14 protein-coding genes are annotated in these 14,986 nt (G+C 75.8%); 4 read left to right on the forward strand and 10 right to left on the reverse strand.

The features are described 5' to 3' along the window. The first annotated feature begins 57 nt into the window (after nt 1–57). A complete protein-coding gene (locus QRT03_RS24530) occupies nt 58–1,404 on the forward strand; it encodes an L-serine ammonia-lyase (protein ID WP_286055733.1) in 1,347 nt (448 codons plus the stop codon). On the opposite strand, the gene QRT03_RS24535 is transcribed toward QRT03_RS24530, so the two are convergent. After that, complete coding sequence (locus QRT03_RS24535; RefSeq protein WP_286055734.1) at nt 1,405–2,196, reverse strand: P-loop NTPase family protein; 792 nt, start codon at nt 2,194–2,196, stop codon at nt 1,405–1,407. Between QRT03_RS24535 and QRT03_RS24540 the strand changes: the two genes are divergently transcribed. Then, nucleotides 2,186–2,434, forward strand: coding sequence for a hypothetical protein (locus tag QRT03_RS24540; protein ID WP_286055735.1), 249 nt, complete (start codon nt 2,186–2,188; stop codon nt 2,432–2,434). The genes QRT03_RS24535 and QRT03_RS24540 overlap by 11 nt on opposite strands. A 39-nt stretch (nt 2,435–2,473) precedes the next feature. On the opposite strand, the gene QRT03_RS24545 is transcribed toward QRT03_RS24540, so the two are convergent. Continuing rightward, a complete protein-coding gene (locus tag QRT03_RS24545) occupies nt 2,474–3,355 on the reverse strand; it encodes a hypothetical protein (protein WP_286055736.1) in 882 nt (293 codons plus the stop codon). Next, nucleotides 3,352–4,236 carry an STAS domain-containing protein gene (locus tag QRT03_RS24550; protein WP_286055737.1) on the reverse strand — a complete coding sequence of 295 codons (885 nt, stop codon included), beginning with the start codon at nt 4,234–4,236 and terminating at the stop codon, nt 3,352–3,354. The genes QRT03_RS24545 and QRT03_RS24550 overlap by 4 nt, the downstream gene beginning before the upstream one ends. A 167-nt stretch (nt 4,237–4,403) precedes the next feature. Here QRT03_RS24550 and QRT03_RS24555 point away from each other — a divergent pair, with 167 nt between their 5' ends. Further along, nucleotides 4,404–5,087, forward strand: a complete 684-nt coding sequence (locus QRT03_RS24555; RefSeq protein ID WP_286055738.1) for a maleylpyruvate isomerase N-terminal domain-containing protein — start codon at nt 4,404–4,406, stop codon at nt 5,085–5,087. On the opposite strand, the gene QRT03_RS24560 is transcribed toward QRT03_RS24555, so the two are convergent. From QRT03_RS24560 to QRT03_RS24590, 7 genes are all read right to left on the reverse strand, one after another. Continuing rightward, nucleotides 5,084–6,094 carry a patatin-like phospholipase family protein gene (locus QRT03_RS24560; RefSeq protein WP_286055739.1) on the reverse strand — a complete coding sequence of 337 codons (1,011 nt, stop codon included), beginning with the start codon at nt 6,092–6,094 and terminating at the stop codon, nt 5,084–5,086. The genes QRT03_RS24555 and QRT03_RS24560 overlap by 4 nt on opposite strands. Nucleotides 6,095–6,125: 31 nt before the next feature. Next, on the reverse strand, nt 6,126–7,397 hold the full coding sequence (locus QRT03_RS24565) for a zinc ribbon domain-containing protein (protein ID WP_286055740.1): 1,272 nt from the start codon (nt 7,395–7,397) through the stop codon (nt 6,126–6,128). 23 nt (nt 7,398–7,420) lie between these two features. Beyond that, nucleotides 7,421–9,019: a pectate lyase family protein gene (locus QRT03_RS24570; protein ID WP_286055741.1), complete on the reverse strand. Its 1,599-nt coding sequence runs from the start codon at nt 9,017–9,019 to the stop codon at nt 7,421–7,423. A gap of 178 nt (nt 9,020–9,197) precedes the next feature. Further along, complete coding sequence (locus QRT03_RS24575; RefSeq protein ID WP_286055742.1) at nt 9,198–9,458, reverse strand: hypothetical protein; 261 nt, start codon at nt 9,456–9,458, stop codon at nt 9,198–9,200. A gap of 93 nt (nt 9,459–9,551) precedes the next feature. After that, entirely contained in the window at nt 9,552–10,850 is a 1,299-nt protein-coding gene (locus QRT03_RS24580; protein WP_286055743.1) for a hypothetical protein, read from the reverse strand. A gap of 739 nt (nt 10,851–11,589) precedes the next feature. Beyond that, complete coding sequence (locus QRT03_RS24585) at nt 11,590–12,957, reverse strand: carboxypeptidase-like regulatory domain-containing protein (RefSeq protein WP_286055744.1); 1,368 nt, start codon at nt 12,955–12,957, stop codon at nt 11,590–11,592. Nucleotides 12,958–12,964: 7 nt separating this feature from the next. Beyond that, on the reverse strand, nt 12,965–13,564 hold the full coding sequence (locus QRT03_RS24590; RefSeq protein ID WP_286055745.1) for a TetR/AcrR family transcriptional regulator: 600 nt from the start codon (nt 13,562–13,564) through the stop codon (nt 12,965–12,967). 108 nt (nt 13,565–13,672) lie between these two features. On the opposite strand from QRT03_RS24590, the gene QRT03_RS24595 reads away from it, so the two are divergent. Then, nucleotides 13,673–14,890: a cytochrome P450 gene (locus tag QRT03_RS24595; RefSeq protein ID WP_286055746.1), complete on the forward strand. Its 1,218-nt coding sequence runs from the start codon at nt 13,673–13,675 to the stop codon at nt 14,888–14,890. Nucleotides 14,891–14,986: the final 96 nt, after the last annotated feature.

The following is a 14,986-nucleotide window of genomic DNA, read 5'->3' on the forward strand; positions in this document are numbered from 1 at the left end:
TCCACACAGTAGGTCGCCCACGGCGACCGGTCAACGCCCCGCAGTCGAGGAGGGCACATGAGCAGCGTGTTCGACCTGTTCACCGTGGGGATCGGGCCGTCGAGCTCGCACACGGTCGGGCCGATGAAGGCGGCGTTCCGGTTCGTCTCCCGCCTGGTCGACCAGGGGGTGATCGAGCGGGTCACGACGGTCCACGTCGACCTCTACGGCTCCCTCGGCGCGACGGGACACGGACACGGCACCGTGCCCGCCGTCGTGCTCGGGCTGGCGGGGGAGCAGCCGCACCTGGTCGACCCGGACCTGTGCGGGCCGCTGGTCGCCGGCGTGCGCTCGTCGGGTCGGCTCGCGCTGGCGGGGAAGCACGACATCGCCTTCGACGTGGATGCCGACGTCGTGCTCCACCGGCACGAACGCCTCGAGCGGCACAGCAACGGGATGGTCCTGACGGCGCTCGACGACGACGGCGTGCAGCTGGAGCGACGCACGTCGTTCTCGGTGGGCGGCGGGGTCGTGCTGGACGACGACGAGGCGGTCGCTCCCGACGCGGCGGACCACCGGTTCACCACCGCGGCCGAGCTCCTGGAGGTGGCGCGTGGCCGGTCGATCGCCGAGGTGATGCTCGCGGGGGAGCGGCTGCCCGAGCACGAGGTCCGGGCCCGGCTCCTGCACGTCTGGTCGGTGATGCGGGCCTGCGTCGACCGCGGCACCTCCGCGGAGGGCGTGCTCCCGGGCGGGCTGCGGGTCCGACGGCGGGCCGCGGCCCTGCGCCGTCGGCTGGAGAGCGAGGGCGACCCGACCGACCCGCTGCACGCCATGGAGTGGGTGACCCTGTGCGCGCTCGCGGTCAACGAGGAGAACGCCGCCGGCGGCCGCGTCGTCACCGCGCCGACCAACGGGGCGGCCGGGATCGTCCCGGCGGTGCTGCACTACGCGGCGCGGTTCCTGCCCGGGTTCGACGACGACGCCGTGGTCCGCTTCCTGCTCACGGCGGGTGCGATCGGGGTGCTGCTGAAGCGGAACGCGTCGATCTCCGGCGCCGAGGTCGGGTGCCAGGGCGAGGTCGGCTCGGCGTGCTCGATGGCCGCGGCAGGCCTGGCGGCGGTGCTCGGCGGCACCCCGGAGCAGGTGGAGAACGCGGCCGAGATCGGCATCGAGCACCACCTCGGGCTGACCTGCGACCCGATCGGCGGGCTGGTCCAGATCCCCTGCATCGAGCGGAACGCCGTCGCGGCGATCACCGCGATCACCGCCGCCCGCATGGCCGTCCGGGGCGACGGCGAGCACCACGTCTCCCTGGACGCCGCGATCGCGACGATGCGCGCCACCGGTGCGGACATGCGCGAGGAGTACAAGGAGACGGCCCGTGGCGGGTTGGCGCTGGCGCTGAGCGTGGTGGAGTGCTGATCAGTCCCGTGTCACCACGCCACCGGTCACCGTGAACGTCGCGTCGGCCGGGCCCGGGGCGTCCAGGACGATCCGGTCGTAGCGCGCCCGCAGCGGGGCGAGCACCGCGGCGACGTCGGCGTCGGCCAGCGGAGGGCCGCTGCGTCCGGTCGGCAGCACGTCGATGGTGCCGCGGGTCCAGCGGCGGATCGCCCGGTCCGTCTCGGCCACGCCCGCGAGCACCTCGCGCACACCCGGCGTCGGGTCGGCCACCCGCCGCGCGCCGGTGCCGGACTCCACCAGCAGCACCCGTGCGCCGTCGCACGCGAGCGTCACCGCGATCTCCACCGCCGGGGACACCGGAGCCGCCCGCGACCGCCCCTCCACCACGGCGAGCACCCGCGCCGGGCCGGCCGCCTCCGCCACCGCCGCGGTCACCGCCCGTACCGCCGTGACCCGCCGCCGGCTCGCGCCCGCGGTGACCACGACCGGGTCCCGCGACGACCGCGGCAACCGGCCCAGCCCGGGCAGCCGACGACGCCGAGCCGCCGCTACCACCGCCGCCGGCAGCACCCCGCCCAGCGCGAGCACCGTGAGGGGATGCGGCGAGGGCCCGGTGTCCCGCGGCTCCGCCTCCCCGATCACGACGGCGGGTCGGTTGGCGGGGCGCGCGGCCGTCCCGGCTGCTCCGGCCGCTCCGGCCGGGACGAGACCGCGGGCCGCCGCGGTGCCGAGGGCCCGCGCCACGATCGCCGCCTCCTCGGGGGTCGCGGCCTCGGCGCGCACCGCGAGCACACCCCCGGTGAGCGTCACCGACGACGACGCCGCGATCTCGGCCGCCGACGGCACCCCGCCGAGGGGCGGACGCCTCGGCCACGACGTCGCCGGCGGCCGGAGCCGTCGTCGGGACCGACGCCATCACCGGCCGGTCGAGCGCGGCGCCGTGCCGTGGCGGGTCGACGAGCAGCACCACCCCGCCGACGGCGATCCCGAGCACCGCGGCCGCGATGGCCCCACGCAGCACACCCACCCCGGGACCCCTCCGTCGTGATCACCCGATCGTGGCAGGCGGCGGGCGGCGGGGGGAAGATCAGCGCGTGCCGGTGAGCACCCGGACGGTGCGGCCGTCGGCGTCGTCGTGGACGGTCGCGTGGTCGCAGAGGTGGGCGAGCTGGGACAGGCGGGTGTCTTGGCCGGAGGCCCGGGGCGGGGCGGTGGGCCGCCCCCGGCACTCGGCGATCACCGCTCCCGCGCTGCGGCGCACGTCGAGGAGGTGCGCGCCGGGCGGGAGGTCGCCGGGCGGGTGGCCGGGCGAGAGATCGGCGCCGCACGCGAGCAGCATCGCCTCGTGCGCGGCGAGCACGGCGGCGTCGGCGCGCTCCCCGGCGAGCCCCGCCTCGTGCACGATCGCGGCGAACCGGGCCCGGAGGTCGGCGAGCGCCGCCCCGTCGGGCACGGGGACCGTCGCCACCGACGCGCCGAGCACCGCGGCGGGCACCGGGCTGGACGCGTTCGGCGGCCGGTGGTCGGGGGAGGGCACCGGGCCGTCGGGGGTCAGCACCCAGGGGTGCGAGCGGCGGGCCAGGTCGACCTGGCCCGGCGCGTAGACGCAGAACACCGAGAGCGGGTGGTCCGCGAGCAGGAGGGTGAGGGCGGCCTCGGCGAGGTCGCGGTCGTCGTCGGGGGCGTCGGCGCAGCTGCGCCCGATGACCACGCCGCGGGTGGCGCGCATCGTCGCGCCGAGCCGGTGGGCCAGCGTCGTCGGGACGACGTCGGTCGGCGCGGGCAGGCGCAGCGCCGCGTCCGGGAGGACCTCGCGGAACGCCCGGGTGCCCCGCCGGTCGAGCACGATCTCGACCTCCCCGCCGGCCTCCAGCGCCGCCTCCACCGTCGGCAGGCAGAGGCGGACGACGTCCTCGGGGTCCTCCCCGACGACGGCCGCGTGCACCAGGCCGACCCCGGCCGTCGTCACGCGGAGCCCCGCTCGGTGACCGGGCCGCCGAGGACGATGGCGTCCGGCCGTTCGAGCGCGTCGAGCAGCCGGCGGAGCAGGCGCGGCGGATCGTGCAGCACCAGGTGCTGGCCCCCGGGCACCGAGCGCGCGGCCAGCACCATCACCTGCGCGACGGCGACGTCGACGAACCCGACCCCGGTGAGGTCGACGTGCAGGTCCGGGCTCGCCCCGGTGCCCTCCTCCGCGATCGCGGTCGCCCGACGGAGCGCCCCGGTGAGCGCGCCGCCGAACCGCTGCGCGATGTGGGCGTCCAGGTCGCCCGCGAGCCGCCAGCTGTCGCCCTCGTCGTGGGCGACCCACCCGACGTCGACGACCCCGCGGTGGTGCACGCCGAGCGACTCGACCACGTGCACCGCGTTCTCCACCGGGACCGTCAGCTGGCACAGGACGTGCAGCGGGAAGCGGGCGGCGAGCTCGTCGTAGCCGCCCTCCTGCTGGGCGAAGACCGCCACCTCGTCGTCGTCCACGAGCGGCCGACGGGACGACTCCTGGGTCATCGCGACCGACGTCCAGCCCTCCTCGAGCGCGCCGTGCAGCTCCGCGGCCTGGATCCGGTGCAGGCCCTCCGCGGTCCCGCCGACCAGGTCGACGAGGCGGGGGAAGTCCATGAACTCCAGCTGCCCGGTCTCCAGCGCCCGTCGGGTGCGCACGCTCGCCTGCGGCCCGGCGAGCCAGTGCTTCTCCAGCCGGCCGTCGTCGCCGAGCCAGCCCTTGTAGAAGACCTTGGCGCCGAAGGCGAGCTCCCGGTCGAGCCAGGCGGCCGTGCCGACCCGCTGCGCGTGGTCGCTCTCGGCGACCTGCAGCAGGTGGGCGCGCGCCGATCCCGCGTCCACCGTCATCGCGTCCCGTGCTCCCGGTTCGTCCGTCCCCCGACGTCCGATCGCGACCTCGCCCGGCCGCGCGCCCCCAGCATCACCCCCGCCGGCGGCATCCGGGCGGTCGAGCGACGGATGTTCACCCGATACGCACGGGTTGTGACGGCGGGTGACGGCCCTAGGGTGCCGTCATGCCGGTTCTCCTCGGGGACACGTATCGCGACGCCCAGCAGCGGCTCGACGGGCGCATGCGCTCGCTGGCCGCCCTCGACCCGGGCAGCCTGGGCGCGGCCGTCCCCGCCTGCCCGGGGTGGACGGTCCACTCCGTGGTGTCGCACCTCGTCGGGATCGCCGCGGACGCGATCGCGGGGCGGCTCACCGGGCCGCCCGACGACGAGTGGACCGCGGGCCAGGTCGACGCCCGGCTCGGCGTCCCGATCGAGGACGTGCTCGACGAGTGGGCGCCGCTGGTGGAACCCATGGTCGAGGGCCTCAACGGCCGCGCGATGGGGGTGCCGCCGTGCGCGGACGTGCTGGTGCACGAGGGCGACATCGCCGAGGCGCTCGCCGACCCCGCCCCGCCGACCGAGGCCTGGGCCCCGTTCGCGGCGATGGTGTGCCGCGGGCGCGTCCGGTCATTGGAGGTGCCGGGGACCCTCGTCGTGCACGCCGGCGACCAGGAGTGGCGCGGGGGAGCAGGCGGTCCGGAGACGACCGTGACCGTCGAGCCGTGGGAGTTCTTCCGCGGCGTGTTCAGCCGGCGCAGCCTGGACCAGATGCGCGCCTGGGACTGGGACGGCGACCCCGAGCCGTGGCTCGCGCCCCTGTGCGTGTTCGGTCCGCGGACGGACGACCAGCCCAGGTGCGCTCCCTAGTACTCACGAGCCGCGGGCACCTCGCTGCGGAACCGCTCGCGGTAGGTGTCCCAGTCGAAGTCGGCGAGGAACGCGGACGCGGCGTCGTACCCGCTGCGGTAGAGCCCGTCGGTGCGCGCCCGGGAGATGCCGAAGTCGAGCAGCCCGACCTCCCCGGCGTCGACGTGGATCGTCCGGGCCGCCACCCACGGGCGGTTGAGGTAGGCCTGGTCGCGCCCGACGACCATCGTCGTCAGCAGCTGCTCGAGCAGGCGCAGCGCGGTCGGCTGCGGCCAGTGCACGAAGGGCAGGCGGAACAGGGAGACGCGGTCGCCGGGGCCGGGCCGGGTGGTGATCGTGACGCCGAAGGTGGGCCACGCGGGGGCGGCGCCGTCGGTGCGGTCGAGGGAGTCGATCGGGAAGTTCGACAGCAGCCCGCCGTCGACGAGCGTCGAGCTCAGCAGGCCGCCGCCGTGGACGAGCGTGGTCGGCTCGAACAGGAACGGGATCGCCATCGACGCCCGCACCGCCGCGGCGACCGGCTGCTCGTCGGGGTCGAGCCCGTACACCCCGCGGTAGTCCCAGGGAAAGCGCACGAGCTGGCCGAGCGTCAGGTCCGAGCAGGTCACGACGAGGCGGTAGCGCTGTTCGGGCGGCAGGGCCGGGTCGTCCAGGCGCAGGTCGCGCCACGTGCGCACGCCCAGGGCGGCGAGCTCGTCGGTGATCCACTCCAGCAGGTAGTCCCCGCGGTAGAGCCCGGCCCCGGTGAGCAGGGCCAGGCCCGGCCCGACCAGCGGCACGCGGCCGAGCCCGTGCCGGTCGGCGACCGCGCGGAAGTCCAGCCGCCGGGTGATCTCGCCCAGCCGGTCGCCGCGCGCGCCGGCCGCCGCGATCGCCCCGACGAGCGCTCCGGCCGAGGTCCCCGAGATCCGTTGCGGGCGGTAGCCCGCGTCGGTCACGGCGGCGACGGCGCCCGCGAGGCCGATCCCCTTGACCCCGCCGCCCTCCAGCACCAGGTCCGCACGCATGGCCCGATGATGCGCCCGGCCCGCGCGGCGCTCAGATCCGCGTCCCGCAGTTCCCGCAGAAGGAGGACCCCGGGGCGACCGGCGTGCCGCACAGGGCACAGACCGTTCCTGACGTCGGGTCCTGCCGGGACCAGGCCTCCTCGGGCTCCGGCGGCCATCCGGCCGGGGCCGCCTGCACGGTCGGCCGGGCGGGCGGGGCCGCTCCGGGCCGGACGCCCGCCGGCCCACCGATGGCCCGGACCCGCGCGACGAGCCGGGCCACGGCGGGCAGCGGCGCGTCCCCGAAGTGCCGCCGGGCGTCGTCGGGGACCCAGAGCGCGCCGATCAGCACCGCGGCGACCGCGAGTCCGAGCAGCGTCCAGCGGTCCCAGGTCAGCAGGGCGCCCAGTCCCGCGAGACCGGCCAGCACCGTCGCCACCACGCGGGCCGGCCGGGGGGACCGGGGCCCGGTCCGCGCCAGCGCGGAGAACACCCAGAACTGCACCGCCGCGAGTGCCGCGCAGAACAGGGCGGCGATGAGGACGAAGCCGCCGATCACCCCGAGCAGCCCCCCGAGGGCCGCACCCAGTTCGGAGCGCGCCCCGCCCGAGGCGGTCACGAGCCCGCCCGCCAGAGCGATCAGCCCGAACACCCCGAGCCCGACCGTCCCGATCATCCAGGCGATCGCCGCCCCGAGCGAGCAGGTCCGCACGAGCAGCACCGACACCGGGCCGCGCAGCACCCGCGCGTACGGCCCGGAGAACCACGCCCGGGCGTCGGGCACGACCACGAGGACGACGGCCGCGCCCGCCGCGAGCAGGGCCGCCGCCGCGAGCGGGATCACCAGCAGCCCGGACACCAGCGCGCACAGCCCGAGGACCGCGCCGATCAGCGCGAACGCCCGCGCCGGCCGGCTGCCCAGCGCGACGAACCACGCGGCGAGCCCGAGCCAGACCGCCCCGACCAGCCCGAACCCCGGGGCCGCCGACCCGGCCGCGCTCGCGAGGACCTCCAGCTCGTCGGTCGACAGCGCGTCCGCGTTCGCGAGCGTCCCGATCAGCGTCGTGAGGCACAGCACCGCGGCCAGCGCCAGCGCACCGATCGCCGCCCACAGCAGCACCGGCATGGCCTGCGCGCGGGAGACCGGGCGGTCGAGGATGGTCCCACCCGCGCGCGGGGAACCCTCGGTGTGCCAGGGCGCGGGCCTCCCCTCACGGGTCGCCGCCGGAGGCGGACCCGCCGTCGGGAACGAGGCCGGCATCCCGCACGTGCGGCACCAGCCACCCTGCACCGGCCCCCCGCCGCACTGCCGGCACTGCTCCATGTGCCCATGGCACCACAGATCGGTCAGACCTGGCGGGAGGTGCAACCGGTCGGCGCTTCCCCCGGCGGGGACCACACCGCCACCGTCTGGTCACCGGTGAGGGAGGTGACGTGGACGTCGCGGGCGGTCGCGACCCAGAACGCGCACGCGGCGGGCGCGCCGGAGACCGTGCGCTGGTCCAGCGCGAGCGTCACCCCGACCGGGTCGGACGGCCGGTCCGACGGATAGCCGACGACGCCGTAGCGCGCGTAGCCCGGGCGGGTGCGCACCACGAGGTCGAGGGAGACGTCCGTCGGCGGGCGCGCGAGGCCGTTGGAGTCCTTCACGGCCCACACCGACTGCTGCTGCCCCGCGCCGAGGTGGTTCAGCCGCGCCTGCACCGAGACGCCCGAGCACGCGACCTCGAGGGCGCGGCGCTGGACGGTGTCGGAGGCGTCGATGTTCAGGGTGATGTCGGTCAGGGTCATGTCGTAGCACTGCTCGCCGATGTCGATCGCGGTGCTCGGGACCCCGACCGACCCCGACGGCATCGGCACCTGCGTCCCGGTGATCGAACGCAGCGTCGAGGAGTGCCCCGCGTGCTTGAGCTCGATCATCCGGGCGCTCCAGGTCCCGGAGACCCGCTCGACCGTCGAGAGGACGAGCGCGTTGATCCCCATCATGTTCTCGCACACCAGGACCAGGTCGTGGAACCAGCCGCGCCAGACCCCGTTGCGCGCCGAGAAACCGGCCGAGTTCAGCGCGAAGCGGCCCACCTCGACGTCCTGCACGATCTCCCACGGGATGCCCAGGAAGTAGTCGCCGCCGGCGTTGACGCACAGGCGCGGTCCTGCGAGCACGGTCGGGTCGTCGCTCGCGGCGACGATCGTCCACGGCACCGGCAGCTCGAGCGTGACCGTGTCGCCGGAGATCGCGACGACGCGGTTCCACTGTTCCGCGTCGTAGGTCAGGCCCTCGCCGTCGACGACCGGGCTGTTGTCGCAGCGCACGTTCACGATGTCGCCGACGCGCAGCACCGCGTCCCCGAGCGGTTCGGTGAGCCGGACGGTGCGGGACCCCGCCGTGATCGCAGCGAGGGTGCGGACCGCCCACCCGACGCCGGCGCGGTCGGCCTCCATCGCGACGGGGTGGATGTCGCCGATCCGGAAGCTGTGGGCGAGGTTCCAGTCGAGACCGGTGCCGCGGGAGCGCGTGTTGGCCAGCCTCGTCGTCGGGGTCCCGCCGTTGCTCCCGGCGCCGAGGTGACGCTGCCCGGAGTGGACGACGACGGCGGTCGAGTGCCGGTAGGTGCCCGCGGGGTAGAAGACACCGGTGACGCCGGAGTCGGCGGCGGCCTGGATCGCGACGCCGTCGAGCTCGTCGCTCAACGCGGTGGCGGCGGGGTAGACGCGGCGGGCGTCGTCGAGGGTCGCGAAGCGGGAGCTCAGGGGCCGGGACCCGCCGTCGCCGACCGCGCCGAAGTCCGTCACCACCGCCCAGCCCGCGGCGCGCGCCTCCTCGGTGGTGGCCGGGGTGTCGGCCACGAACCCGCGCGGCGGGGCGGGGAGCGCCGCCAGGGAGAGCGCGCCCAGGGTCAGCCCGCCCGCGGCGGCGAGGAACTGACGGCGGTCGATGGCGCCCATACGGCCCAGCATGCGTCGGCATCCGGTGGAACCATGGGCTGACGAGCCTGATCGTGTCCGGAGCGCGGCGGTGGTGAGACCGCGTCGTCACGGGCGCGAGGTCGACACCACGCAGGTCTGTGGGCCGCGGAACCTGCGTGACGTCGCACTCGCGGGAGCGCCCCGACCCGACCGGCTCTCAGGCGGGGACGGCCACGTCGTCGTGGACGGGCCGGCGCTGTGCCGGGACCGACACCGAGGCGACGGCCACGAGGGTCTCCCGACGGCGGGCGCGGCGGACGGCGTCCGCCCGGTCGGCCTCCGCGCGCATCGCGGCGCGGGCCTGGTCGTCCAGCGTGCCCCGACGGCTCATCGCGAGGAACGGCGTGGCGATCCAGGCGCCCGCGGCGGTCCCGACGGCGATGGCAGCAGCGGTGATCATCATGGTGTCCCCCGACATCAGTGGCTCCGCCCCCCGACGGAGCGTGTCACTGCAGGTGTCGTGCTGCGCCGGGCGGCCGTTAGCAGAGTCACCCGATCGGACGAGGAACCGTCACCCGACCTGCGCCGCAGCCGCGAAACCGATCGCGAGCGCCCCGGCCAGGAACGCGACGACCACGACGACGGCGACGACCTCGCCGGCCTTCGACGTGCGCGGACCGAGACGACCGGAGCGCAGGGCGGGCGGCAGCCCGGGAGCGATCACGGCACCGAGCAGCCCCCCGGCCGCACCCCAGGCGAGGCCGAGCACCACGGCGGTCGCGAGGTCGAGGCGGGCACCGAACGGGCCCACGACCAGCGAGGTGACCGGGACCGCGACGGCGAGCAGCGCCGCCAGGGCCGGGCCGAGGAGCCACCCGCGGCGCACGGCCTCGTCGGGACCCCGCGCGTGCAGCGCGGCCACCATCCCGCCGAGCGTGCACACCACCCCGGCGACCAGCGGCGCGAGCCACCACGACGGTCCGGCGCCGAGCAGGTGCACCAACCCCAGGTCGCCGTCGACGAACGGTCCGCGCCCGCTCAGCGGGACGCCGAGGCAGACCGCGAACGCGGCGAGCAGCGCCGTCGGGGCGAGGACGACGACCAGCAGGACGGTGGCGACGGGCGGGGCTGTGCCGGCGGTCGGGAGGGCGGGGGTGTCCGTGCGGGCGAGCGCTCCCGCCACCACGAGGGCCAGGCCACCGAGCCAGCAGGCCCCGAGCACGGCGCCGAGTCCGGCGACCGGCCCGGCGAGCAGGTCGCGGGCCCGGCGCAGTGCCGGTGGGAGCGCGTCCGGGCGCCGCCAGGCGATCGCGAGGACGAGCGCACCGCCGAACCAGAGCGTGCCGCCGAGCAGGGTCGTCGCGAGGTCGACGGACAGGGTGCCCGCAGCGGCACTCGTGCGCCCGAGGGCGGCGAGGCCTCCGAGACCGATGACGAACAGCATCAGCGCGCGGGCGGCCTGGACGGGCACGTCGGCCGGCGGGCGGGCGCGCGTGACGACCAGCCCGGCGCCCGACGCGATCGCCGCGCCCGTCACCAGCAGCGGCGTCACCGCGACCGAGCCTCCCAGCGCGAGCGGCCCGAGGTGCACGTCGACCGACCCGCCGACGCCCAGCGCCACGGCGACCGGGACCAGCAGCAGCGGACTGCCGCCCGCCTCGTCGCCGAGGGCCACGAGCAGGAGCGCGCCGGGCACCGCCAGGACGGCGAGGACGGTCAGCGCGGCGAGCGCCGCCTCGGCCCAGTCGCGCGGCGTACCGACCCGGACCACCGGCCGCGCCACCGACGCGGGGCCGCGGGGGACGCCGGCGCCGGGGGTGTCGTGCAGCGGGACCCGGACACGGTGGGGGTGCAGCGCCCCGGGCGACACCGCCGGGACGGGCCGCGGCGCCGGGCGGCCCTCGCTCTCCGGGCGACGCGGGGTCTCCGGGAACCCGTGCGCGGGGCTGCGCGGCGGGGCCTGGCGGGGGATGCCGAGGGCCGGGCTCGGCGACGCGGGTCGCGGGGTGCCGGACGGTGTCGGTCGTGGGCTGCCAGGAGCAGACCGCGGGCTCGGCGGACGCTCTCCGGCCGGGCGGCCGACCTCCGGAGCCGCCTCACCCGCCGTCGGGACGGAGCGTGCTCCCGTCGGGACCGCGGCGTCTTCGGCCTGCCGTGGGGCCGGCACCTCGACCGCCCCGCACGAGCGGCAGAACGCCCACCCGTCCGTCCGCGCCGCTCCGCACCGTGAGCAGGACCCGGCCACCGCACACCCCCGTCCGCGTCCGCCCCCCGACGGCGCGGACCCCGCCATCCCACGAGGTCGGCGCGCCGTGGTCGAGGGACACGAACGGGGGGCCTCGACGGGCGGTACGGCTGAACGAGTGATCATCCGGCTCGTGCGGCCGATCGACGATGGCGGCCTGCACGCATGGGGTGGGACCAGGTCGCCATCGTCGGCGGGACCGAAGGGCGAGCGGGTTTCCAGCGCTCTCGGGGCGGGGCGTGGGCAGCGCTGGGTGCCTTTTGATCACGGTGGAGGGCCCGGCACCCGAGCGCCGATCGACGATGGCGAGCTGCACGCATGTGGTGCGAGCAGGTCGCCATCGTCGACGGAGGACGGGCGGCCCCTACCCGCTGTACGACGCCGCCGGGGGCATGCTGCTCTCCGAGGTCCCGGTGTCGTCGTGGCGCCCGGGCTGCCCGGCGAGGCGGATGGAGCCTAGGTCGGCGCCGGGTCCGCCGACGGTGGCGGTGTGCGCCGCCGGGGCGTGGCCGGGCGCGGAGGCGATGACGGTGAACGTCCCCCCGGGCAGGCCCGCCACCTCGAAGCGGCCCTCGCCGTCGGCGGTCGCGAGGCCGGACTGGGTGCCGCGGCCGTCCACGACGGTCACCCGGGCCCCGCCGAGCGGTCGTCCGTCGCGGCCGTGCACCCGGCCGCTGAGGCGCGGACCGGCACCCGCGGCAGCCGCGCCCGCCACCTCGTGGTCCAGCTCCTCCTCGGAGTCCGTGGCGTCCGCGGACGCCGAGGAGGACGACGACCCCCGGTCCCGCCACGCGATCGCGGCGCCCAGCAGCACGACGCCGATCACGAGCCAGATGCCCATCGTCAGCAGGTGCGAGCCGACCCCGACGTTGCCGAAGTACAGGATCGACCGCACGGCCCCCACCAGCGCGGATCCCAGGTGCACCTCGGAGAGCCCGCCGAAGAACGGCGGCACGATCTCGGCGGGGTAGGCCGAGTTCGACGACGGGATGTTCAGGAAGACGAAGATCAGCATGCAGGGGAAGAGCGCCCACTTGCCCAGGACGACCACGGCCGCCGTCGTCACCAGCCCGACCGTGAACGACGCGACCGCACCCAGCGCGATCACCGCGACGATCTGCCCGAACGACCCGACGATGATCTGCAGCCAGAGGCCCATGAACAGCCACAGCACGATCGGCGTGAGCACGGCGACGCCGGCGGAGATCGCGATCCGCTGGCGCACGGGCAGGAAGAAGGCGGCGTTGCCGAGGATGTTCGCCGTCATGAACCCGACGATGCAGACGATCAGCATGAAGAACATCAGCCCGATGCCGTTGCCGTCGCCGGGAGCCAGCGGGGCGACGTCGACGGTGGTCAGGGCGCCGCCGGCGACGGGAGCGAAGATCGTCGGGACCAGCTGGGTCATGACCCGGCCGTCGGCACCCGCGACCAGCATCTGGCTGCTCTCCGGCACGTACGCGGCCTTGATCGTCTGCTGGAAGATCATTTCGCGGGCCTGGTCCACGGACCCGACCGGCATGAGCTCGACGGCGTTCCCGAGCCGCGGGCCGAGGGACGCGACGAGTGCGGCCGCACCCGCCCCGACCACGCCCACGGGAATCTGGTTCGGCACCGGCAGGTGCAGGGCGGTGATGTAGCAGAGCGGGAACATCACCATGAAGAACAGCGGCATGGCGAGGGAGAAGCGCAGGTTGCTGCGCTTCATCTCGGGGGACAGGGCGGCGGTCATGCGGTCCTCACGACGACGGGTGGGTGGGGAGGTCGAGTCCGGAGCGGACGAGCGCCGCGCTGCGCTCGAACAGGACGTCGGGGCCGGGGCCGTCGGGCTGCTCGCGCCAGGCGGCGACGGCGACGCGCTGGGCCGCGAGCACGGCGGCGGCGGTGGTGTGGGCGTCGAGGTCGAGCCGTCCCGTCCGGAGCGAGACGGCCTCGGTGCAGGCCCGCTCGAGCGCGCGCTGGGCGTCGTCGAGCCGGGGGAGGACCTCGGGGTGGTCGCGGATCAGGGCGAGCTGGTCGTGCCAGACGCTCGACCCGGCGGCGTCGCTGAGCAGGTCGTGCAGCACCGTGATCAGGGCGGTGGCCGGGTCCTCGGCGGCGGGCCGCGCGACGACGTCGGCCACGATCGCCGAGAGCACCCCGGCGTCCACCCCGAACAGGGCGTCGTCCTTGCTCGCGAAGTAGTTGAAGAACGTCCGTGCGGACACCCCGACCGCCGCGCACACCTGCTCGACGGTGATCGCGTCCGGGCCGTCCCGGTGCGCGAGCGACACCGCGGTCTCCCGCAGGGCGCTGCGGGTCTCCGCCTTCTTGCGCTCGCGCAGTCCGGTCCCGGTCACGACGGCGGGCTCCCCTCGTTTCGTCGACTGCAAACTTGCAGCGCCTGCAACATCGTCATGGTATATCGTTAGCCTCAGTAACGAGCAACCTCCGGGGAGGAACCGGCGATGACGGCGACCAGTGAGCTCGCGACGACCGAGGTGCCGCACTACCCGATGGCGCGGCAGTGCCCGTTCGACCCGCCGCGCGAGCTCGGCGCGATCCAGGCCGAGGAGTCGATCCGGCGGGTGACGATCTGGGACGGCAGCCGCCCGTGGCTGGTGACCCGCCACGACGACGTCCGGGCGGTGCTCGCGGACCAGCGCTTCTCCGCGGACAACCTCACCTCCGGCTACCCCGCGACGTCGGCGGCCGTGGGCGCGCGCCGCCGGAACGTCCCGAGCTTCATCGCCATGGACGACCCGCAGCACGCGTTCTTCCGCAAGATGCTGATCAGCGAGTTCAGCGTGAAGGCGATCCGCGCGCTGCGGCCCATGATCGAGCAGACCGTGGACGAGCTGCTGGACGGCATGGCCGCGTCCGCGCAGCCCGTCGACCTGGTGCAGGCGTTCGCGCTGCCGCTGCCGAGCCTCGTCATCTGCCGGATGCTGGGCGTCCCGTACGCCGACCACCCGTTCTTCCAGTCCCGCTCGCACGCGCTGGTGAACACGGAGTCCGGCGTCGAGGAGTCCGTGGCGGCGTCCAACGAGCTGCTCCACTACCTCGAGGGGCTGATCGCCGAGCGCGAGGCGTCCGGGTCCGAGGACGACATGCTCGGGCGCCTGGCCGTCCGGCACGTCCTGACCGGCGAGATCACCCGCGAGCAGGCGGCGTCGATGGGGCTTCTCCTGCTGGTCGCCGGCCACGAGACGACCGCGAACATGATCGCGCTGGGCACGCTGCTCCTGCTGCAGGACCCGGAGCAGGCCGCGCGGGTGCGCGAGGGGCTGTCGGTCGAGGGGGCCGTCGAGGAACTGCTGCGGCTGCTGACCGTGACGCACTTCGGGCGGCGCCGGGTCGCGACCGAGGACGTCGAGCTGGGCGGCGTCACGATCCGGGCGGGGGAGGGCGTGGTGGCGGCCGCGGAGATCGCCAACCGCGACCCCGAGGTGTTCGCCGACCCGGACGCTCTCGACGTCGACCGCTCGCCCAACCACCACGTCGCCTTCGGTCACGGCGTGCACCAGTGCCTGGGGCAGCAGCTCGCCCGCGTCGAGCTGCAGGTCGCGTACCCGGCCCTGCTGCGACGCTTCCCGACGCTGCGGGTGGACACGCCGCTCGACGACGTCGCCTTCCGCGACGCGATGGTGGTGTACGGCGTGCACGCGTTGCCCGTCACGTGGTGAGCCGCTGACACCCCGGCGAGCGGAGCGACGGGGGATCACGCAGCCTTTCCCGACGGCGGGTGAGAATGGGTCGCGACGCCGGGAGGACCCGCCGTC

The sequence above is a fragment of the Actinomycetospora termitidis genome (assembly GCF_030286555.1).
In the GTDB taxonomy this organism is placed as follows: domain Bacteria; phylum Actinomycetota; class Actinomycetes; order Mycobacteriales; family Pseudonocardiaceae; genus Actinomycetospora; species Actinomycetospora termitidis.